Origin of the sequence: Collinsella sp. MSK.8.10 (assembly GCF_019041915.1) — a bacterium.
Taxonomy (GTDB): Bacteria; Actinomycetota; Coriobacteriia; order Coriobacteriales; family Coriobacteriaceae; genus Collinsella.
The window spans coordinates 265866-288115 of the sequence record NZ_JAHPYF010000001.1 but is presented as its reverse complement, the minus strand read 5'-3'; the positions used below and the strand labels follow the sequence as shown (position 1 = coordinate 288115).

The following is a 22250-nucleotide window of genomic DNA, read 5'->3' as shown; positions in this document are numbered from 1 at the left end:
AGATTCATACAAAGCAAAGGGGGCCCGCAGTGAGGTTCCACAACGGGGCTGCCCCATTGTGATGAGTTTTATACACTTTAACATTAACATTAACGTGTATACTTAGCAGTGAAGATATATGTTGAGAGGAGCAGTTATGGTTACCGTCGCGTTTTCGGAACTGCGCCAAAACCTTACGCAGGTGGCCGAAAAGGTTGCCAATGAGGGCGAGGAGGTTGTGGTCTTCAAGCGGAGCAAGCCGTTGTTCAAGATCGTGCCGCTCGACTATCAAAGCCCGGTTGCAGTGGAATATGACGCTGCCCAGGAGCGCGGGGGTGCAAAGCCGACGTGCGGCTCGGACAAGCCCAAGCGCGACGTGGGTACGATGTGGCATCCCAAGATCACCTGGAAGGAGATCCGTGAGATGCTCGCGGAGAATGAGGACTACCAGGAGTATCTCGATATCGTAGCCAAAATGCCAAAAGGAACGCCGCTCGATACGATGACGGTTGAAGATGAAAAGCGCGTCGCGAGGGAGCGCTACCTATGAGAGCATTTCTCGATACCAATTTTCTGCTCGATTGCGTGCTTCCGGGCCGGCCGGAGCACGCAGCGGCGCAAACGATCAAGGGGCTCGTCGACGTGGGGCTTATCGAAGGCGTTGTTTCGGCCTGCTCTCTCAAGGACGCGTATTACATTCTCACCAAACAGGCCGGCGAGGCGCGCGGGCGCGAGGTAGTGCGCGACTGCCTTAAGAGCTACTCGGTAGAGTCTCTCGACCAAGAGGCTTGTTTTGCCTCCGCCTATTCCGATGAGCCGGACTTTGAGGACGGCTGTATCCGTGCGATGGCCGAGCGTGCCGGCGTGGACTTTATTATCACGCGTGACCGCGCCGCTTTTGTGCGCTCGACCATCAAGACCTTCTCGCCTGCAGAGTTCATCCGTGCGTTTCCGATTCCGGAGGAGTAAAACCGCCATATCGGGGACTGTCCCCGGCGTTTAGCGAGCTTGTTGGGAGGCTCCTGGTTCAGTGACTGTTACAAAAAACGGCTATAGCAAATTTGTTGTACTTCGATACGAGGACTACGACCTCATGGTTCAGGAACAGGCTAAGGCTCGTCTGATGGCTCGTATAGCTGTGGCCGAGCGGGAGCGTGCTGCTGGCACGGCGCGTGATGCCTTTGAGGCTCTCGATGACCTTGAGGCAAAATATGGCCTATAACGTCAAGATTCTGCCTTCAGCCGAACGTTTTCTAGGCAGTTCTTATCTGGACGGGGCAACCGGCACCGTGATTTGCGTCACGTAGGTTGTGGGGTCGTCGCTGATGATGTCGTCGATCAGGGCGATCTCGCGTTGCCCCGCTACGCCACCAGCTTGTCAAAAGCCCCGCGCCGGTTGAGTACGGTAAACGCGACAACACAGATGACCGCCGACAAAATCGATCCGCACGGCGAGGCGATGCCCATGGGAAACAGCGTGTCGGAATAGGCGTTCGACAGCAGCCACGCGCCCGGCACGCGAATGAGCGCCACGGCTAGTACGTTGTGCGCAAAGCCGATGTAGCTCTTGCCATATGCAGCGAAAAAGCCGCTAAAGCAAATGTGAATGCCGGCAAAAATCGCGTCGAAAATGTAGCTGCGCATATAGCCGGTGCCGGCGGCGACTACTGCAGCGTCCTTGGCAAAAAAGCCGATAAACGCCGGTGCCACTAGCCACATCAGCACCGTGATCAGGCAGCCATACACCACCGAGATCGTCATGGCGTCCTTGAGCACCTGACGCGCGCGGTCGCCCTTGCCCGCGCCAGCGTTTTGCGCCGTGAGCGCGCTGACGGTGGCGCCCATGGAGCTCGGCACAATGAACAAAAAGCTGATCATCTTCTCGACCAGGCCCACGGCGGCGGCGTCGACGAGCCCTCGGTGGTTGGCGATGACGGTGATAAACATAAACGCCACCTGGATGCAGCCGTCCTGCACGGCCACGGGCACGCCGATTTTAAGAATGCTGCCGAGCACCTCGGGCTGGGGGCGCAGGTCGCTGCGCTTAACGTGGATGTTCGTGCGGCGGCTCTTGAGCCACACGAGTGCGAGGGCAACGCTGGCCGTCTGGGCGGTTACCGTGCCGAGCGCCGCGCCCACGGGGCCGAGTCCCATGTGCCCGATAAACAGAAAGTCGAGCGCGATGTTGATGATGCATGCCACGCCGATCACGTACATGGGCGAGCGCGAATCGCCCAGCCCGCGAAAGATGGCCGAGAGGATGTTGTATGCGGCGATAAACGGAATGCCGACAAAGCAGATGCGCAGGTAGGCGGCGGTTCCTTCGACCGCCTCGGCCGGCGTGCCAATGAGTGCCACGATTTGCGGGCACAGCGCGAGCAGGACAGCGGCCAGCACCACCGAGACGCCCATAAAGAGCGTGATGGTATTGCCGATGGCGGTCTCGGCGCGGTCGAAGCGGCGCGAGCCCACGGCGTGGCCGACGATCACCGTCGTTCCCATGGCCAGGCCCACGAGCGTCACGGTAATGATATAGAGCGTCTGCGCGCCATTGCCCACGGCGGTGATGCCGGCGGCGCCGCTAAACTGCCCCATCATGTACAGGTCGGCCATGCCGTAGAGCATCTGCAAAAAATACGAGAGCATATAGGGCAGGGCAAAGACCGCGATGGTCTTGAGGACATTGCCGCGTGTGAGGTCGTGTTCCATGGGCGGGGCTTTCTGGCTGGGTTTGTTTAGCTACCAGTGTAGTGAAAACCCTACAACGATTGTAGAGTCAAGGTTTGTGTCGACAGTGGGGCGAAAAAGTCTCGCGCACCATTATTCCGAGCGAATATGGACACACGTCACGAGAACTCGCCGCCGGCGCTAACCTTGCAGAAAACGATTTCGGAATACTTGACACCATTATTCGGCGCGCAATAATACGTGCGTTTGCGAACAACGTTTGATGGGGGTTGAACCTGCGTGCGCAATCTCAAAATACTGTTTTCCTATCTAGGGGCATACCGTCGCGATGCCATCCTCGGCGTGTTCTTTGTGTCGGTCGAGACGGTGCTCGAACTGTTTATCCCGGTCATCATGGCCAACATCATCGATGTGGGCGTGCCTGCGGGTGATATCAACTACATGCTGCTGCAGGGCGCGTACATGTTGGTGTGCGCTGCGCTTTCGCTGGTACTGGGCTTGGGTTATGCCCGCACGTCCGCCCGCGTTGCCTCGGGCCTAGGCGCTAACCTGCGCGAGGCCGAGTACAAAAAGATTCAAACGCTCGCCTTTGGCAACCTGGACAACTACGACGCCAGCTCGCTCGTCACCCGCATGACCACGGACATCACCGTTATCCAAAATGCTGTGGGCAACGGCTTTCGCCCTATGGTGCGCGGCCCGGTGACGCTTATCGTCGGCCTTATCTACGCGCTGATGCTGTCGCGCCCGCTCGCCACCGTCTTTGCGATCATCTTGCCCGTGCTGGCAATCGTACTGGGCGCCATCACCTATCGCGTCAGTCCGCTCTACCGCCAACTCCAGACCTCGATGGACCACCTCAACGGCGTGGTACAGGAAGACCTCACCGCCGTGCGTGCCGTCAAGGCCTACGTTCGTACCGAGCACGAGGAGGCCAAGTTCGACACCGTCAATACCGAGCTCGCGCGCACTGCGACAAAGACCTTTGGCAGCGCGGTGCTCAACCTGCCGGTGTTTCAGCTGTCGATGTACGTGGCTGCGCTCTCCATCCTGTGGATTGGCGGCCGCATGATTCTCGCCGGCAAGCTGGGCGTGGGCTCGCTCACGGGCTTTATGAGCTACGTGCTGCTGATCATGAATTCGCTCATGATGATTTCCAACGTGTTTTTGCTGCTCACGCGCGCTCTTACGAGTGTGGGCCGTATCGCCGAGGTGCTCGATGAGGAGCCCTTTATCGTCAACCCCGCGGGAGACCTCGCGATTGCGGCGCCAGCGGACGGCAGTATCGAGTTTCGCGACGTTTCCTTTAAATACCGCGCGGATGCAGCCGAGGATGTGCTCGAGCATATCGACCTTCGCATCGAGAGCGGCTCGACGGTGGGCATCCTCGGCGGCACGGGCTCGGGCAAGAGCTCACTTGTGCAGCTGATTGCGCGCCTGTACGACGCTACCGAGGGTGCCGTGCTTGTGGGCGGACGTGACGTGCGTGACTACGACCTCGCCGCCTTGCGCGACGCCGTGGGCATTGTGCTGCAAAAGAATGTGCTGTTTACGGGTACCGTGCGCGAGAACCTGCAGTGGGGCAATCCGCAGGCGTCGGACGATGAGCTCCTCGCGGCTTGCCGCGCGGCGTGCGTGGACGAGTTCCTTGATCGCATCGGCGGGCTGGACGGCGAGTTGGGCCAAGGCGGCGCCGGTGTCTCGGGTGGCCAGAAGCAACGTCTGTGCATCGCGCGCACGCTGCTCAAGCATCCGCGCGTGCTCATTTTTGACGACTCCACCAGCGCGGTCGATATGGCGACCGACGCTAAGATTCGCGAGCACATCGCCCGGATTTCCGATACGACCGTGCTCATCATCGCCCAGCGCATCGCGAGCGTCATGGATGCCGATCGCATTGTGGTGCTGGACGACGGTCGTGTCCACGGCGTGGGCACGCACGAGGAACTGCTGGCGGGCGACAACATATACCAGGAGATTTACGCCTCGCAGATGGAGTTTGCGGGGAACGCGGACGCCGGCGATGGCAACGACGGTGGCTGCGCGAATGATCCATTTTCCTCTGTCGCATGCGGATCACCCTTGGAAGGGGGTGAGCGCCATGCCTAAGACCGCAGCCCAAGCACGCCCGGCCGACCTCAAGCGCACGGTGCGTCGCTTGCTCTCCTACATGGGGCACGCCAAGTTCTCGTTGCTCGCGGTGGGCGTGCTCGCCTCCGTCGCCGCCATCGCGAGCCTCGCCGGCACCTACATGGTGCGCCCCATCGTTAACGGTTTGGCTACGGGCGGGGAGGAACTGCTCGCCAAGCAGGTCATCCTGACGGCGATCATCTACGCCGCGGGCGTGCTTTCGGCCCTGGGCTACTCGCAGATCATGGTGCGCGCGGCCCAACGCGTGGTGTCCGATATTCGCCGCGATCTGTTCGCACACATCCAGACGCTGCCGCTCAGTTATTTTGACAGCACGCGCTCGGGCGACATCATGAGCTTTTTCACCAACGATGTCGACACCGTCTCCGAGGCGCTTAACAACAGCTTTGCCAACGTGATTCAGGCCGCCATTCAGGTTGTGGGCACCACGGCCATGCTCATCATCCTTAACTGGCAGCTCACGATTATCACGCTCGTGTGCGATGCGGCCATTGTGCTATATGCGCGCTACTCGGGCGCGCGCTCTAAGCGCTTCTTTGCCGCCCAGCAGGCATCGCTTGGCGACCTGGACGGATATATCGAAGAGATGGTCTCGGGCCAAAAGGTCATCAAGGTCTTTAACCGCGAGGCAGTGAATGTCACCGGCTTCACCTGCCGCAACGACGAGCTTCGCCGCACCGGCACCGCCGCCGTGAGCTATGCCAACTCCATGGTGCCCATGACCGTCGTGATTGGCTACGTCAACTATGCCATCGTCGCCGTGGCGGGCGGCATGCTCTGCATCAAGGGCCTGGCCGACGTGGGTGCGCTTGCAAGCTACCTGGTCTTTGTGCGCCAAGCCGCCATGCCCATCAACCAGTTTACGCAGCTCGGCAACTTCTTGCTCAACGCGTTGGCCGGTGCCGAGCGCCTGTTTGCGGCTATGGACCTTAAGCCCGAGGTGGACGAGGGCTGCGTGGAGCTGGTGCAGACGGGCGACGCCGCGTGGGCGTGGAAGATTCCCGAGGGCCAGGGCGTGGGCGCGTACGGGCATCTGCATGACGTGGCTGCCGTTGATGAGTCGGGTCGCGCGGTGGCTGCCGACGGCACCGAGCTCACGTGCGGCTTGGTTTCGCTTGCCGGCGACGTGCGCTTCCATGCCGTGGACTTTTCCTACGTGCCGGGCGCCCGCGTGCTCACGGACCTCAACCTGTTTGCCAAGCCGGGGCAAAAGATTGCGTTTGTGGGCTCCACGGGCGCCGGCAAGACGACCATTACCAACCTCATCAACCGCTTCTACGAGGTCGATGACGGCGAGATCACGTACGACGGCATCGACGTCAAGCACATTGCCAAGGCCAGCCTGCGCGGGTCGCTTGGCATTGTGCTGCAGGACACGCACCTGTTTAGCGGCACCATTGCGCAGAACATCCGCTTTGGCAAGCTCGACGCGACCGACGAGGAGGTGCGCGCCGCTGCCGAGGCCGCCTGCGCCGACTCGTTTATCCGCCGCCTGCCGCGGGGCTACGACACACCGGTCACGGCCGACGGCGCCAACCTGTCGCAGGGTCAGCGTCAGCTGCTCGCCATCGCGCGCGTGGCCGTCGCCGATCCGCCGGTGCTCATCCTGGACGAGGCCACGAGCTCCATTGACACGCGTACCGAAAAGCTCATCGAACGCGGTATGGACCGCATCATGCGCGGACGCACCACCTTTATGATCGCGCACCGCCTGTCCACCGTCCGCGACGCCGACGCCATCATGGTCCTCGAACACGGCCGCATCATCGAGCGCGGCACGCACGAAGAGTTGCTCGCCCAGCACGGCGAGTACTGGCAGCTGGCGCATGGCTTAAAAGAGCTGGATTAACCCGTTCGAGCACGATGCTTTGATCCCTCCGTGCCCCTCACCTCGCCTCAAACCATCACAACATTCGACGCTTTTTGCCAAAATCGGGAAATGCATCGAATGTTGTGATGGTTTTTCTGCCACTCGACCGGGTGGAATCGCTTTCTTGCGCACGAAGGTGTGCGAACCCGTGAGCAGGGGAATAAGGTTGGTTATCCGACTCCATTGGAGGGCTCATGGACCTGCCGATCGTCCTGTCCCATAAGACTGCCTGGCTGTACCACAACGTGGCGCGCCCGTCCGAGCCGCTCTCGCGAGCAAGCAGCCTATACGATGAGGACTCGCTTGCTAACGAGGCGGAGCCGACCGCGAGCCTGCCCAAATTGGGACTTGATGCCAAAGGGCTGAGGGCTTCAACGGCAGTTGGGATCGTTGCCGACTATCTGGTTTCGCTCGGTATTCCACGAGAAGAGCTCGATCATATCGACGCGCTCGTCAACTTCGATTTTGAGCGCTCGACGCCGGCTGGATTTAGGTGCCACGTGTTTGGAGCGCCGGTACCTCCAGGCCATCTTATCGAGGTGGCAGAGGGCCTTCTGGTGGTTGATGAGGCCATGTGCTTTGTCCAAGCGGGTTCGTGGATGAGCGAACCCGAGCAGCTGGAATATGGCTACGAAATCTGCGCCCGATACCATTTGAATCATCTGTCGACAGGCGATTATATCGAGATGGGGCAGAGGTATACCGTTGCCGACTTGATTGCCTATTGCAATGAGAACCGATCTCGTCAGGGGGCTATACGCGCGGCCGCCGCGCTCAAGCGCGTACACGATGGCGCGCGGTCGCCCATGGAGACGGCCACCGCAATCATGGTCGTAGCAAAACGTTCTCAAGGAGGGCTTGGATACGCCAAGGTCGAGCTCAACCATCGGGTCGATGTTCCCAACGAGTTCAAGTATCTCGCTAAGGCCGGGTATTTTGAGATTGACGTATATGCGCCTGCAAGCGGTACGGGGATTGAATACAACGGTTCGGACCATCTTGATAAACAGCGCAGCGCGTCGGATGCGGAGCGTATGACCGTGCTGAGCGCGCTGGGCTTTAGGATGATCGTCCTCACCGGGACTCAGTTTGCCCACCAGCTGCAATTGCACCGGGCGATGAACGCCATCGCGCTCGCTATGGGCCTCAAGTGCGACCGAAGCGAGACATTCCAGAAACGTCAGAACGACCTGCGAGAATTCGTGATTCGGCACTGGGACGGTGGCCTTTAGGGGTGTTTTGGTCCTTCTACGGGGTACCGTGGGCAGGCAGACCATCACAACATTCGACGTTTTTCGCTAAAAACGGGAAAAGCATCGAATGTTGTGATGGTTTGTATGTTGAGGATGGGCTTGGAAAGACCGTTTTGCTCGAAGCGACCTGTCCTGTCGTACGGGTGTCGGCATGATTCTCGCGTGGGGTATTATGTTTTCCGAAGAATAAAACGCCGTGTGAGGGGAGGGCCGCGTGGACGGGCACGTGCAACATGACGGCTTTGGCCGCGATATCAACTACCTGCGCATTGCCGTTACCGACAAGTGCAATTTCCGCTGCATCTATTGCATGCCGGCCGATGGCGTGGCGCCCCGCGCGCACGACGAGCTGCTCAGCGCCGAGGAAATCGCCCGCTTTGTGCGCCTGGTGGCGGGGGAGGGTATTCGCCGCGTGCGCCTGACGGGCGGCGAGCCGCTGGTCAGCCGCCGCATCATCCCGCTCATTCGCGACATCCGCGCGATTCCGCAGATCGAGGACATCTCGCTCACCACCAACGGCGCCCTGCTGCCCAAGCTGGCACCGCAGCTCAAGGATGCCGGGCTTAACCGCGTCAACATTTCGCTCGACACGCTCGATCCTACGCTCTTTGGAAAGATCACGCGCCTGGGCCGACTCGAGCAGACCATGGCTGGCATCGACGCGGCGCTGGCTTGGGGCTTTGAGCCCGTTAAGGTCAACTGTGTTGTTGTGCGCCGGCTCAACCAGGATGTGACGGCCCTCGCGCGGCTCACGCTCGACCGCCCCATCCACCTGCGCTTTATCGAATACATGCCCATTGGCGACGAACACACGAGCTCGCATTGCGCTGTGGACCCGCATGCGCCCGCGCTCAATCCCGAGCTGTGGGACGCGAGCGATACCGTGCCGAGCGACGAGCTGCGGGCGCGCATCAATGCCGGGGCCGCCGCGGCGGGACTGGGCGAGCTCGAGCCGCTCGGCATCAACGACGCTCCTGCCGGCGCGGGCCCTGCGCGCTATTGGCACTTTCCGGGCGCGGCGGGAACGGTCGGCTTTATTAGCGCCATGTCCAATCATTTTTGCGCGAACTGCAACCGTCTGCGTCTGACGGCAGACGGCAACGTGCGTCCGTGCCTGTTTAGCGATGCCGAGTATTCGGTGCGTGAGGCGCTGCGCCGTGGTGATGATATGCAGGTACTTTCGATTTGGCGCGATGCCGTGGCCCACAAACCGCAGGAACACGCGATAATTGAGGGCACGCAACGATTTATGTCCCAAATCGGAGGATGATCATATGGCCAAGAGCAGGTACGCCGATGCCACCAAGGCCGCTCGCAGGGCCGCGATGTCTGCCCATAAAGCCTCAGTCGCGGCTAATACTGGCAACGCCGACACGTCCGTGCAGCCGACTACCAGCGCTGCCACCGAGCCCGCCCGCGACGCCCGTCGCGACGAGCTGACGCACGTGGATGCCAAGGGCGAGGTTCGCATGGTCGACGTGTCCGACAAGGCCGAGACCCATCGCATCGCCATCGCCGAGGGCACCATCCTCATGCACCCCGAGACGCAGGCCATGGTGCTGCAGGACCGCGCCAAAAAGGGCGATGTGCTCGCCTGCGCGCGCGTGGCGGGCATCATGGCCATCAAACGCACGAGCGATATCATTCCCATGTGCCATCCGCTGCTCATTACCAAGAGCAAGTGCGACATTGCGCCCATCGCTGCGGCGGGGACGCCGGCCGAGGACGTGCCCGAGGGCTGGGCGCCGGCGCGCGCGGACGGGCAGGTTGGCTTTCACGTACTGGTTACGGCCGGCGTGACGGGCAAGACGGGTATCGAGATGGAGGCCCTGACTGGAGCGAGTGCCGCGTGCCTGACCATCTATGACATGTGCAAGGCGGTCGATCGCGGCATGGAGATCGTCGACGTGCGCCTGCTGCACAAGGAGGGCGGCCGCTCGGGCGTGTGGGATCGTGCAGAGCGTCAGGCCGCTGCTGTTGAGGCCGTGGCCGCTGACGGTGCCGCGCCCGCAAGCGCACCCGTCGCCGCCGCGTCCGCAGCTCCGGCACCGGCCGTCCCCGCGATCGCGTTTATCGGCTACCAAAACTCGGGCAAGACCACGCTCGTCGAGAAGGTCATTGCCGAGCTCACCCGCCGCGGCCTGCGCGTGGGTTCGCTCAAGCACCACGGGCACCACGGCTTTGATATCGATGTGCCTGCTAAGGATACGTGGCGCCATCACCAAGCCGGATCCAAGCACGTGGGCCTCATCTGCGCCACGCGCTGGGCGGAGTACGCCGACACGCGCGAGGAGGACGAGATGCCCGCGCGTGAGCTGCTGTCGCGCTACAACGATGTCGACGTGGTGATTATCGAAGGCTACAAGACCGAGGGCTTCGACAACATCGTGGTCGCGCGCTCCGGTGTCGACCGTCTGCGCGGCAAGAGCTCGCTCGACCTGGTCGACGGTCACACGCTGGCCCTTGCCTGCAACGAAGCCCTGGCGCGTCAGGCCTTCGACGCCGGCTTTGCGACCCGAGCCATCAACATCAACGACGCCCGAGCCATCTGCGACCTCATCCAAGATCATCTGGCCTAAAACCTGCCAAAAAGGGACAGGTTTATTTTGGCAGGTTTTATCTGGGCAAACGTCACTTCCACCACAAAGGGGCACCTTTGTGGTGGTTTTTGCTTTAGTAGATGTGTGGGACATGCCTTACAATCTACCAAGTAGTTCATGACGGGCGAAAAACGGGGAGAAGGGTCCTGATGCGTCCTTAATGTTTCATGCGGATAGATTGATTTGACAGGCGGTGGCGAATGCCCACCGCCCGTATTCGTATGAAACAAGGAGTCTCCATGCTCGCATCTCTTCTCTCAAAGCCTCAATCATCGCTGTCCGTGCAGGCCAAGCGCCTGGTGGCGATGCGTTTTCTCATCTACACCGGTTTTCAGACCAGCTACTTTATCGGCGTCATCGGAACGCTCACCTATGCGGACGATGCCTCGGTCGTCGCGACATCGCTGGCAGTCCTCTTTATGAACGTCTTCGTGATTCTTGGGTCCTTTGCGGGCGGCGCGGCGCTCGACGCTTGGGGCCCGCGCCGTCATTTCTTGCTGAGCATCGTCGGCACGCTGGCAACTGGCGAGGCGATCATCGCCTTTGGCAGCGCGACCGGCATCGTCCTGCTCGGCGCGGTGCTCCTGGGCTTCGTGATGGGATTCGCCCAGCCCATTGCCACATCCTATCCGGCCTACCTCACCGATGATCTCGTCGAGCTCAAAGACATCAACTCAGCCATCGCCATGTTCTCAAACGTGAGTATTATCGTTGGCCCCACGCTGGGCGGCTTTGTCGCGGCGGCTGCGTCGTCGCGCGCGGTGTTCGTGCTCATGATGCTCTTTACCGTGCTGGCGTTCGTCGTCGGTTGGGGCTTTAGGCCGCAGACCAGCCATGTCGCCGGGTATGCGGATGCCGATTCGGCAGAGGAAGGGGAGCGTGCGGGACAAAGCTCCAAACCCAGCACGTCCGCCCGTGCCACCTTCGCAGCCAGCATCAAGACAGTCTTCACCAACAGCGTCCTCGCGCTACTTTTCTGCATCATCTTTCTTTCGAACTTTGGCTATGGCGCCTTTGACCCGCTGGAGTCGTTCTTCTACCGCGATGTCCTGCGCGTCGGTGTCGAATGGATGGGCTGGCTCTCGTCTGCCTGCGGCGTGGGCGCGGTGCTGGGCGCCGTCCTCGCGCTCCGCTTGCCGTCGCGCTTTGTCAGCCTCAAAACGCTGCTCGTGGCGCTCATGTCCGTGGGCCTGGGAAGCCTGCTCTATGTGGGAACACCGTACGTGGGTGTAGCCCTCGTCGGCCAGATTGCCCTGGGCATAGCTTGGGGCATCGTCAACCCGCTCCACAACACGATCGTGCAAACGACGGCCCCGCTCGAGCAGCTCGGTCGCGTGAACTCGGTCATGGGCTTTGGCAATATGTTTGCCGGCGTGGCGCCGCTGGCGATTGCCCCGTGGCTGGCAGCGACGTTTGGCGTGCAGCAGACGCTCGTAGGGGCGGGCATGGTCGTGACGGCGGTTCCCGCGGCGTTGCTGCTGTTTGGCCACTGGCATTTTGATCGTGCCGCAAAGCAGTAAAAACCATCACAGCATTCGATGAAAATCGCGATTTTGCCGAAAAACGTCGAATGTTGTGATGGTTTGCGCTCCGGGCCGGGACACCCTTCGGGTCCGGCCACCACAAAGGGGCCAGACGCCTTTGTGGTGATCGGGTCCCAACGGCCTGTGCCTTGGTATACCATGTACGCCGTTCACGAATATACCCCACACCGCCGCACAACCTAGAAAGGCCCCCATGGACACCACCTTCAGCCACATCAAAGCCGTGTTCTGCGATATCGACGGCACGCTGCTCACGAGCCAGCACACGGTGTCCCCGCGCACCGTGGTGGCGATCCGCGCCCTGCGCGAGCGCGGCGTGCTCTTTGGCCTGTGCACCGGGCGCGACGCCCACGCGACCGAGGCCATGTACGAGCTCTGGGGCATCGAAGGCCTGGTGGACGTGCTCGTGGGCTGCGGTGGCGCCGAGGTCATCGGCCGCGCGCACGACATCAACGAGCTGAGTTATCCGCTGCCGGGCGAGACCATCGCGCGCATCTGCAAACACATGGCGGACCTTCCGGCAACGCCCGTCTGTCCCCGAGACGGCGTGTTCTACGTGCCCGAGAGCAACGCGTGCGTCGAGCACCTGTCGCGCGTCGACGGCGTGCCCTACAAGGTGGTCGATTTTGCCGAGTTCTTGCGCGAGCCGCAGCCCAAGGTGATGTTTACCATGGCGCCCGAGGTAATGCCGCGGGTGATTGAGCGGGCGTCGACGCTCGCCGACGACACCGTTAAGGCGGCGGCTCTGCAAACCACGCAGCGACTCTACGAGTTCATGGATCCGCGCGTGTCCAAGACGCGCGGCCTTGTGCGCGTGGCGGAGCTCAACGACATGGAGCTCCAGGACATCTGCGTGTTTGGCGATGCGGACAACGATACCTGCATGGTGGCTGACGCCGGCGTGGGCGTGGCCATGGCAAACGGCAGCGACGCCACCCGTGCCGCCGCCGACTTTGTAACCGCGAGCAACGACAAAGACGGCATCGCGATCTTTATCGAGGAGCATCTGCTGTAGCGCCGGGGGAGAACCACCACAAAGGGAGCAGGTACCTTTGTGGTGGCCTCAGACGATTTGGGTGAATTGATACCTAAAATCTGCGCGAAAATTCAAATAACGTTGTCTGAACATCATGCTTCTAACCACCGATGAGTTAAAAATATTCCCATCAATTTGGTAGTCTATTCCTCCCGGTTAATGATCTACCGCTCACGGTCGATTTTCGACCGTTCGCAGGATGCATGCTCTTGAGCAAAATGTTGTGCAAATAAATAAAATGCTATTAAAAAACTGATAACTGGCTTAATTACCAGCAGAAATAGATATTTCATAGCGAATAAACGAAGGTAAATCCGAGCAAATGTCAAGAGAATTGAGAATTCGCTACAAAACTATCGGTATTTTTGCTTAGATGTTCAAACAATCGTTACAATATGTACTATAAGCGTGCGCAATTACAGATTGCGCAGATACGTTTGATAGTGAAAGAGCAAGATCGCGGTCTCTTGGGGAGGAGACATCGATGAAAGCGAATTCAGAAAAAACTAAGCAGAGTAAAAAAGCGACGCGCCGTGTACTGGCAGGCGTTTTGTGCGGAGCCTCCGTTTTGAGCCTGGTACTGTCGCTCGTCATGCCTCCGATCTCGCAGGCCATTGCCAACGATGCCGAGGCGGGTTCTACCGGAGAAACTGTGACGGTGGGTGGTTCCTCAACTGAGTCTACTGATGTAGGTAACACCAGCGAGGATGCCGAAAACCAGAATAACAACGAGACCGATGACGGCGAGGCTGACTCTTCAAATAGTGTTGAGCAGGCTCAGAGTGCGAATGCGGCTTCAGCGAGAGCGACGGCCACCGTGGGGCCGGGTATTTACGTTCCCACGTCTATCGGTGTCGGCACGGACGTCACCACCGCGCAAAACGATCCCGGCGTTGCCACATTCGTTGGAAGGGACATGTACGTAGGAGGCAAGCCTACGGACCCCTCCTACCTCAGGTCCGACAACGTTGCAGGTTCATATGCCGTCGAGGCCGAGGGCCTTACCGTCGTGCAGGGTAAGCTTGCGCTCAATCCCCTCAAGGAGAGCTGGTCTTACACGGATGGTATGAACAATACGTCTGGCGCGGGATTTCGCTTCGGTACCGTTGGCTTTGGTGCGCAGTTTCGTCCTTCTGCGGGCAGCGTCGTTCTTGCGGTTGCGGGCCTGAGTAACGCGACCTCTATCAACGAAATCCAGGTTGGTACAGACGAGCCCGCCTCGGCGACCGTTGGTGCCTGGAATAAGGGCGCCTGGGTTGGTAGGCAAAAGAGATCACATAACGCTGAAGCCATTGGCTGCGACTATACCGCGGCAATCGCGGGAAACCGTACAACCTGGATGAACAACGCCGATCGCCAGTCTGTCGTGAAGATGCAGGGCAACTGGTCTGACGATGGCCTGTTCTCGGGCAACGATGATGGCGCGAGCATCATGTCGAGCATCAACGGTAAGAATTACACCAATTTCCTGGAGTCCGAAGTAAAGGCGAAGATCTCCGAGCCTCTCGCAAAGCTTAAACCCACCGGGAGTTGTACGGTCGATGTTGCCGAGGAGAATTCCAACTACACCATTGCAAAGTACAACAAAGACAGTAGGGCGACGTACGGCCTCAAGTTCGACAACTCCATTAAGAAGTTTAACCGCAAGACGAGTTACACCGATGTAACCGGCAACAGCGTTTCCGGCGAGGTGACCCTTGTCAACAACGAGAAGCTCATCACGTTTACCGGCGATGCGGACGATAGCGGCAAGGGCTCTTCGCTTCAAGTCTTTAACCTGAAGGCGTCGGATCTTACCAACTCCTATAGAGGCGCGATCTACCGTGGCGTGGACTTCAGCTTCAATAAAATACCCGTGGGCGCCTCCGTGGTCGTCAACATCATCGATGAAGAGGGGACCCGGACCCCGGTTGAGTTCAACACCGGCTGGCGCTTCTGGTGGAATGGTGAGGAAATCTCCCGTGGGTACGAGAGCGGTAGCAACGACAAAACTAAGTCTGAGTACTCCATTGCCGCCCAGAGCATCCTGTGGAATTTCGCAACGGCCAAGCAGGTCACCATCCGAGGTGGTATGGCCCTTGAGGGCAGTGGTGGTGACGGGAAGTGGACAGACGACGACCCGGCAGCCGCCATGTTGGGCAGTATCGTTGTTCCCAACGGCAGCTTCGAGGATCACGTGACCACCAACGGGCGTGTTTATGTTGGCGATGACTTCCAGATGTACAACCCCACGGTCGCGTGGAATTTCGGGGATATCGAGGGTAACTCGGCTTCCGTCATCGATATGGATCAGGAGCGCCACAACTTCCCATGGTCCGGTACTTACACGCCCGACGGGTCCGCGGTTGCGTGGGGCAAGGTTGACGCTGCAGACGACACCACACCGCTCGCAGGTTCTGAGTGGGCGATTTACGCGAGCAAAAATGATGCGGAGAACGATTTGGACCGCATCGTCTCTATTGTGGATAACGGCACGAATGACTCCGATTCTACCGTTGGCACCATTCAGTACGACTACCTGAACCAAAAGGCCACCATTGGCGACACGAACTACTTCACGTACTACATTCGCGAGGTCAAGGCGCCGGAGGGCTACCAGAAGTCAGACACCATCTACTACGCCACTATGAACAATACTGGCGAGAAGCCGAACTATGTTCAGGGTTATGTGGATGAGAACGGGAACAACGTTTCGTTCGAGAATAACCCCAAAGGTGCCATTCCCAACACCAAGATTATCACCGGTACGGTGTCTTGGACCAAGGTGGCGGAGGACGACGCAGATCACACTCCTTTGGCTGGTTCCGAGTGGAAGCTAGCGAAACTGGGTGCCGATGACTTGACTGAGGAGAAGTCCTGGACCGTGAGCGATCAGTCGGCTTCGAGCGAAACCACTTGGGCCGATACCGACGACACGAATGGCAAGTTCACATTGGCCGGTCTGCTGCCGGGCACGTACACGCTCACGGAGACCCAGGCTCCGTTTGGCTACGAACTGAACAAGAACACCTACTACAAGTTCACGGTGGACAGCACAAACGGCTCCATTGCGTGGAAAGAGAACGAGCAGCCGAGCATCGTTAGTGGCACTACGTACATCTCCGACAAGTGCAGTGCTACGTCCGTGAAGATCCCGGTGACCAAATCCGTTCGCAATACGGACTGGCCGAAGGACGATAAAGGCAAATATGTGCCGTTCGAGTTCAGCATTGAGGCTACCGGTGACTATGCAGCCACAGCCCCCATGCCCGAACCCATGCCCGAAGCGTCCAAGATTTCTGTTGCCCCAGAGGCAGGGGAGACCGACGCCGCCAAGCTCAACAACATCACGGCGACCTTTGGCGCCATGACGTTCAACAAGTCGCACCTGTCCGATACCCCCGGTAAGGCGGGTGACTACGCCAGGACCTACACCTACACGGTGAAGGAGATCGCGCCTATCACCGGTGCCATCGATAAGCTCCGCTACTCCAAGGCCGAGTACCAGGTTGCCGTCACGGTGAAGGCCGTCATGAATGAGACCACTGGCAAGTACACCGGTCTTACCACCTCTACCACCGTTACGCAGATGAAGGATGACATGGGCAACACCCTTGGCGAGAACGGGCAGGGCGTCGCGGTTCAAACCTCCGCCGGTGCGGACCCAACCATCATTCCCGTCTCCACCTTCACCAACACCTACTCCACCTCTTTGCCCCTTTCTGGTATGTCGGGCGTCACTCTGACGTACCTTGCCGGCGCGGCGGTGCTTTGCGCTGCTGCGGCCTGGATGCACATTCGTCGCAAGGCGAATGCGAAGGGAGGTAAGCGTCGTGAATAAGAAAGTTTGCTCCTTCCCGATCTTGTTTGCGCTGCTTGCCCTCCTGATCGGCACCTGCGCGGTTGTGTTCCCCGCTTCCGCGCAGGCCGCGCCGACCTCGACCGGTTCCATCACGGTGAGCGGCACCGTGGCGAGCAGCTACGACGCCTACCAGATCTTTAGCGCCAACGTCGTCGACGGCGACAGCGACGCCAAGACCGCCACCGACCTCGCCTGGGCAAGCGACGCCGCGCGCGATGCCGTGTTGCCTGTGCTGCACAGCGCCGGCATGCCCAATTCCCAGACCACCGCGCAGGAAGCTGCCGAGTGGCTCAACACCGATTCCCACCTTACGAGCGCGCTGAGCGCACAGCTCGCTCGTTCCCTCCAGAGCTCTGATGCCGCGTCCGTGGCCCTTAACGCGGGCACGGCGGCCGAGCTGCCCTGCGGCTACTGGCTCATCGTCGCCGACGACGACGCCATCGCCCAGGGCGAGGCCGGCACCGCGCCGGTCATGGCCCTGGTGGGCGGCAGCGCCGTCACCGTCAAGCCCAAGGCGGCGACGCCCAAGGTCGCCAAGCATGTGCTGGAGGACAGCACCGCCGCCTGGCAGAAGGCCGCCGACGCCACGGTCGCCGACGACCTGTACTGGCGCCTCTCGGCCACGGTCCCGGCGGGTCTTACCGCCTACGACACCTATACGGTGCGGTTCGTTGATACCATGGGCGCGGGGCTTGACCCCTCCAAGGTGGCCGCGAGCATGCGCGTGTACGTGGCGGCGGGCGCGGACGGCGGCTTCGACGCCGTCTCGGTCGGCAAGGACGGCCGCGTCGGCACCGAGCCCGCGAAGGGCTGGACCGATATCACGGCCCAGTGCGCCACCAAGGTAGCGGCCGACGGCAAGACCTTCACCGTGCGCACCGGCGACCTGATCGCCGCGCTCGGCGGGGCCGACGCCTTCACCGCGGGCGCCCGCGTGGTCGCCGTGTACAATGCGCCGCTCAACAGCGCGTGCAACCACGGCATCGCGAAGGGCAACCCCAACGAGGTCTACCTGCGCTACCCGCGCTCTCCCTTTGCCGACCAGTCCGGCGACGCCGGCTTTACCCGCACGCCGAGCGACGACGCGTGCGCCTACACCTGGGATCTCGCGCTCACCAAGCGCGGCAGCGACGGCGACAAGCCGCTGTCCGGGGCGGTCCTGAGCATCACCGACGACCGCGGTCGCACGCTGACGGCCGACGGCACGTGGGATGCGGAGGGCAAGGCCACCGTCACCACGGGCGAGGACGGCCGCGTGACCGTCTCGGGCGTGGACTCGGGCAAGCTGGAGGTCCGCGAGCTCAAGGCGCCCAAGGGCTACACCGCCTTTGAGGGCACGCGCTCCGTGACGGTCAAGGCCGAGGGCCTGGACGTCGACCAGGTGGCCGCCGCCAAGCCCAAGCTCACCATCACGGCCGAGTCGCCCCTGCGCGCCGACAGCGCGGACGGGTCGACGGGCAGCCTGGAGGCGTCGCTCATCAACACGCCCACCAGCACACCCCCTAGCATTACCACCGGAGGCTTTATGCCCTCGACTGGCGATATGGCAATGTACGCCGCGGCCGCCGCAGCGGTCGCCGGAGCCGCGCTCATCGTGGTCGCGCTCCTGGTCAAGCGGGGAGGTGGCAGCCATAAAGAGTAGCTGGCAGCCCCACAGAGAGCGGGGCGAGACGTAGCGAAGTAGATGCTAAGACACAGGCAGACAGATTTAGATCAAATGGAATTCGAGCAGAAAGCAGAGGAAAAGAAGATGAGCATGAGCAAGAACATCGCACGCCTGGCAGTAACCGCCGGCCTCACAGCAGCGCTGAGCTTCGGCGGCGTGATGGCCCCGGTGAGTATGGCGTTTGCTGATGGCACGCCAACGGTGGCTCAGGATGGCAATGTAAAGATTGACGAGAAGACCTATACGGATACAACCTTTAAGGGTATCCAGATTTTCAAGGCCAAGGTCACGCAGGATTTGGAAGGCGTTAAAAACTGGAATGGCGCTAAGACGCTTTCCGACATTGAGTGGGCGTCAGATGCCGTTAGGGATGCTGTGATCGGGGCATTTGCCGATACTAGCGACGTTACAAAGCCCTCCGGCAATGATGCTCAGAAGTGGGCTGACTGGCTTAAAGTTAAAACCGAAGGTGAGTACAAGTCAGGTACAGACAAGACTACTAAGCTCGATGCCGGAAAGACTCTCGACAAGATCGCCAAGGCACTGGAGGACGCCAATATCACTGAAGGGACGGATGAGTGCAAAACGAGCCCCAATGGCACCTTCACTGGTCTGAATACCGGCTACTGGCTCTTCGTGACTAAAAACGTCAACACTAGCACTAATCCACCCAAGTGCGACACCGATACCTTCACTTCGCCCATTTTCGTCGTTGTTGGCGGTTCTGCTGAGACCATTGCTCCCAAGAAGCAGGTCCCCACTGTGACCAAGGCCGTTAAGGATGACAAAGAAGGCGGCTCTTTTGGCGATAACGTGTTCACGAATCCCAACATGGCTGCGGACTCCCGAATGGATCAGTTTATCGATTATCAGCTTACCGGTACCGTTGCGGGTAACATCAACACTTACAGCACCTCCTACAAATACATCTTTACGGATAAGCTTCCCGAATCCATGACGCCGAAGTTTAAGGACGGCAGCACGACGCCAGACGTCACGGTCAAAATTGGCAATATAAAGGTCAGCTCCTCTAGCTACGAATTAGACTACAACAACAACGTACTCACAGTTAGTTTCACTGATCTTAAGGCGTGCGTGGACGAGAGCGGCGACCCTATCGCCCTGGATGGCAACTCTAAGGTGACCGTTGAGTACCAGGCCAAGCTTGACTCCACCAAGATCTTCGACGCTAATGATGCCATTAAGACTGATTTCGAGGGACTCGTCGGCAAGGCGCAGAAGAATGAGGTTAAGCTTACCTACTCGAATAACCCGCACGGTGTCGGTGAGGGCACTACGGTCATTCACCGTGCTTATGACTATACCTACGGCATCGATGTCACCAAGGTCGGTAGTGACGCTGTAGATGGCAAAAACCCGACTCTTTCGGGCGTTAAATTCACTCTGCAGGAGAAGAATGGCGATGCTACCGAAAACAAGTACATCGACGCTAAAGGCATAAAACATAACGAGGGCGAAGTGGTGCAGCTTACCACGGATAACGACGGCAAGATTAACGTTGTTGGTCTTGATGAGGGCACCTATGTCCTCAAGGAGGTTGAGCCTGCTCCTGGGTACAACAACTCCGCAGCAAGTGGTGTTACCTTTACTATCAGCCGCACGCTCAATCAGGCCGGTACGGATGTAACGCCTGACACTACGAGTGCCATCGTGGCAGGTCAAGATGTTGTTCAGACTGGCTCTGCAAAGGCTGAGGTCGGTAAGCTCAGCTTCACCATTGTCGACCAGAAGGGCACCGGCCTTCCCCTCACCGGTCTCAACGGCGTGACCTTCACTTGGATTGCTGGTGGCGCGGTGCTGTGCATCGGCGTGGCGCACCTCATCCGCAGCCGTAAGCAGGCTGAGGAGTCCGAGCAGGAGTAACGCTCACTCACCCATCCCTTTGGCAGGTGGGATGTGATGGCCATGAGACTTGCGGACACTTTTCTCGTCCATCCACGTTCTTGCTTTGCCATTCTCTTTTCGGGGCAGACTCCGCACTGGAGTTTGCCCCGTTCTTTTTGGATAACACAGGCAGCCTCCACCGTCCGATGTGGACTCATCCGTCATCGCGTTTCTTGACTCGTATGAAGTTCGGTTTAAGGTCCGTAGGCGCACGCGCAGTGCGGACGGTGGAAGGCATTTGCGCCGCAACAAGCGCAAATAAGAATGCCCGGGGGTAGGATCCCGGGCATTTAACAAAACCAGAAAACTAGGCCGCCCGCGCTCCCAAACATTTACGCGGGGTGTGTCGTTTTCTATTGACATTGTATCCCGAATCGCCCAGCCGATCCGGGATATTTTGAAAACGCAAATGCTGGCTTATCCTCGACTGGACGGTGCAGTCTAGCGGCGTTGTCCGGCGCGGAAGCTTGCTAATCGGTTATTATTTGTTTAGACAACTTGAGTTGTAGAGGAGTGACCGGCGATGGTGCAGGGCGCCAAACATATGAAGAGCAATAACGCTGCGGACAACGGCGGCTCAAGCCCTCAGCCCAAACCTCAACCAAAGCCCAAGCGCCGCCGCAAGCGACTGCCGCGCTGGGCCGACCGGCTCATCACCATCGTCATCATCCTTATTGGCGTGGGCCTTATGACCTGGCCGTGGATCTTGGACCGGCTCGAGGCCTCGGGCGTGTTCAACCAGATCAGCACGGTGTCCAGCACCGTGGACGCGCTGTCTGCCGAGGAGCGCGAGCGCATCCTGCTCCAGGCGCGCTCCTTTAACGAGCAGCTGGCGGGCGAGGCCACCGAGCTTCCCGCCGACCAGATCGAGCCCTACGCCCAGCAGCTCATCTTTGACCGCGACCCCATGATGAGCTGGGTCGAAATCCCTTCCATCGACGTGAGCATGCCCATCTACCACGGCACGAGCGAGGAAGTCCTTATGGCGGGCGTCGGCCACCTGGAGGGCACGAGCCTGCCGGTTGGCGGCACCTCGACGCATTGCGTGCTCACGGCGCACTCGGGCATGCGCAACCTGAGCATGTTCGACGACATCCATTCGCTGGAGCCCGGCGACCTGGTGCTGCTGCACACCATGAACAAGACGCTCGCCTATAAGATGGTGGACTCCGAGGTGGTGCTGCCCGAGGAGATGGAGTCGCTGACCATCGAGCCCGGCGCCGACAAAGTGACGCTCGTCACCTGCACGCCCTACGGCGTAAACGACCATCGCCTGCTGGTGCATTGCGTGCGCACCAAGTACAAAAAGAAGGACGTCGACAAGCAAAAGTCGCTGGCCGGCCGCCACTGGGGCAAGCGCGAGTTTGCCGTGCTCATTGTGGTCGTGGCCATTGTGCTGTTGCTGCTGGACATCGTGATCCACGCGGTCCGCAAGCGCCGCAAGGCCAAGGCCTCGGCATAAGACATTCTCCAGAACCACCACAATGAGGACAGGCACCTTTGTGGTGGTCGGGGGCTTCCAAACCATCACAACATTCGATGAAAATCGCGATTTTGACGAAAAGCGTCGAATGTTGTGATGCTTTTCGTTGCGGGCGCGACGTTTTTCGTTTTGGGCGCGACGGTTTTCGTTTCGGACAGGACGGTTTTCGCTATGGACGGTGCGGTTTCGCTCCAGAACCGCCAGTCCGCAGCCTGCCAGCCCGCCGCTCTCGTT

Annotated in this window: 15 protein-coding genes; 14 read left to right on the top strand and 1 reads right to left on the bottom strand. The window is 59.9% G+C overall.

The genetic code is table 11. The features are described from left to right. Positions 1 to 136 precede the first annotated feature (136 nt). From KTF55_RS01180 to KTF55_RS10025, 3 genes are all read left to right on the top strand, one after another. Positions 137 to 529, top strand: coding sequence for a type II toxin-antitoxin system Phd/YefM family antitoxin (locus KTF55_RS01180; protein ID WP_195246044.1), 393 nt, complete (start codon positions 137 to 139; stop codon positions 527 to 529). After that, entirely contained in the window at positions 526 to 948 is a 423-nt protein-coding gene (locus KTF55_RS01175; RefSeq protein WP_195246043.1) for a PIN domain-containing protein, read from the top strand. The genes KTF55_RS01180 and KTF55_RS01175 overlap by 4 nt, the downstream gene beginning before the upstream one ends. 124 nt (positions 949 to 1072) lie before the next feature. After that, positions 1073 to 1201, top strand: coding sequence for a hypothetical protein (locus tag KTF55_RS10025; protein WP_006234727.1), 129 nt, complete (start codon positions 1073 to 1075; stop codon positions 1199 to 1201). 140 nt (positions 1202 to 1341) lie between these two features. On the opposite strand, the gene KTF55_RS01165 is transcribed toward KTF55_RS10025, so the two are convergent. Continuing rightward, the gene (locus KTF55_RS01165) at positions 1342 to 2688 is read right to left on the bottom strand and encodes an MATE family efflux transporter (protein ID WP_217107564.1); all 1347 of its coding nucleotides are present in this window, start codon (positions 2686 to 2688) and stop codon (positions 1342 to 1344) included. Between the two features lie 258 nt (positions 2689 to 2946). Here KTF55_RS01165 and KTF55_RS01160 point away from each other — a divergent pair, with 258 nt between their 5' ends. From KTF55_RS01160 to KTF55_RS01110, 11 genes are all read left to right on the top strand, one after another. After that, positions 2947 to 4776, top strand: a complete 1830-nt coding sequence (locus tag KTF55_RS01160) for an ABC transporter ATP-binding protein (protein WP_217107565.1) — start codon at positions 2947 to 2949, stop codon at positions 4774 to 4776. After that, the gene (locus KTF55_RS01155; RefSeq protein ID WP_217107566.1) at positions 4769 to 6667 is read left to right on the top strand and encodes an ABC transporter ATP-binding protein; all 1899 of its coding nucleotides are present in this window, start codon (positions 4769 to 4771) and stop codon (positions 6665 to 6667) included. The genes KTF55_RS01160 and KTF55_RS01155 overlap by 8 nt, the downstream gene beginning before the upstream one ends. Positions 6668 to 6882: 215 nt before the next feature. Next, the gene (locus KTF55_RS01150) at positions 6883 to 7920 is read left to right on the top strand and encodes a hypothetical protein (RefSeq protein ID WP_217107567.1); all 1038 of its coding nucleotides are present in this window, start codon (positions 6883 to 6885) and stop codon (positions 7918 to 7920) included. A 235-nt stretch (positions 7921 to 8155) separates the two neighbouring features. Further along, positions 8156 to 9211, top strand: a complete 1056-nt coding sequence (gene moaA, locus KTF55_RS01145; RefSeq protein WP_226790432.1) for a GTP 3',8-cyclase MoaA — start codon at positions 8156 to 8158, stop codon at positions 9209 to 9211. A gap of 4 nt (positions 9212 to 9215) precedes the next feature. Further along, complete coding sequence (gene mobB, locus KTF55_RS10085; RefSeq protein WP_217107568.1) at positions 9216 to 10520, top strand: molybdopterin-guanine dinucleotide biosynthesis protein B; 1305 nt, start codon at positions 9216 to 9218, stop codon at positions 10518 to 10520. A 260-nt stretch (positions 10521 to 10780) separates the two neighbouring features. After that, complete coding sequence (locus tag KTF55_RS01135) at positions 10781 to 12061, top strand: MFS transporter (protein ID WP_217107569.1); 1281 nt, start codon at positions 10781 to 10783, stop codon at positions 12059 to 12061. Between the two features lie 217 nt (positions 12062 to 12278). Then, on the top strand, positions 12279 to 13100 hold the full coding sequence (locus KTF55_RS01130) for an HAD family hydrolase (protein ID WP_217107570.1): 822 nt from the start codon (positions 12279 to 12281) through the stop codon (positions 13098 to 13100). A gap of 505 nt (positions 13101 to 13605) precedes the next feature. Further along, the gene (locus KTF55_RS01125) at positions 13606 to 16941 is read left to right on the top strand and encodes a SpaA isopeptide-forming pilin-related protein (RefSeq protein ID WP_217107571.1); all 3336 of its coding nucleotides are present in this window, start codon (positions 13606 to 13608) and stop codon (positions 16939 to 16941) included. Continuing rightward, positions 16934 to 18604: a SpaA isopeptide-forming pilin-related protein gene (locus KTF55_RS01120; protein ID WP_217107572.1), complete on the top strand. Its 1671-nt coding sequence runs from the start codon at positions 16934 to 16936 to the stop codon at positions 18602 to 18604. The genes KTF55_RS01125 and KTF55_RS01120 overlap by 8 nt, the downstream gene beginning before the upstream one ends. 114 nt (positions 18605 to 18718) lie before the next feature. After that, positions 18719 to 20512: a SpaA isopeptide-forming pilin-related protein gene (locus tag KTF55_RS01115; RefSeq protein WP_217107573.1), complete on the top strand. Its 1794-nt coding sequence runs from the start codon at positions 18719 to 18721 to the stop codon at positions 20510 to 20512. A gap of 565 nt (positions 20513 to 21077) precedes the next feature. Further along, positions 21078 to 21995 carry a class C sortase gene (locus KTF55_RS01110; RefSeq protein WP_217107574.1) on the top strand — a complete coding sequence of 306 codons (918 nt, stop codon included), beginning with the start codon at positions 21078 to 21080 and terminating at the stop codon, positions 21993 to 21995. Positions 21996 to 22250 lie beyond the last annotated feature (255 nt).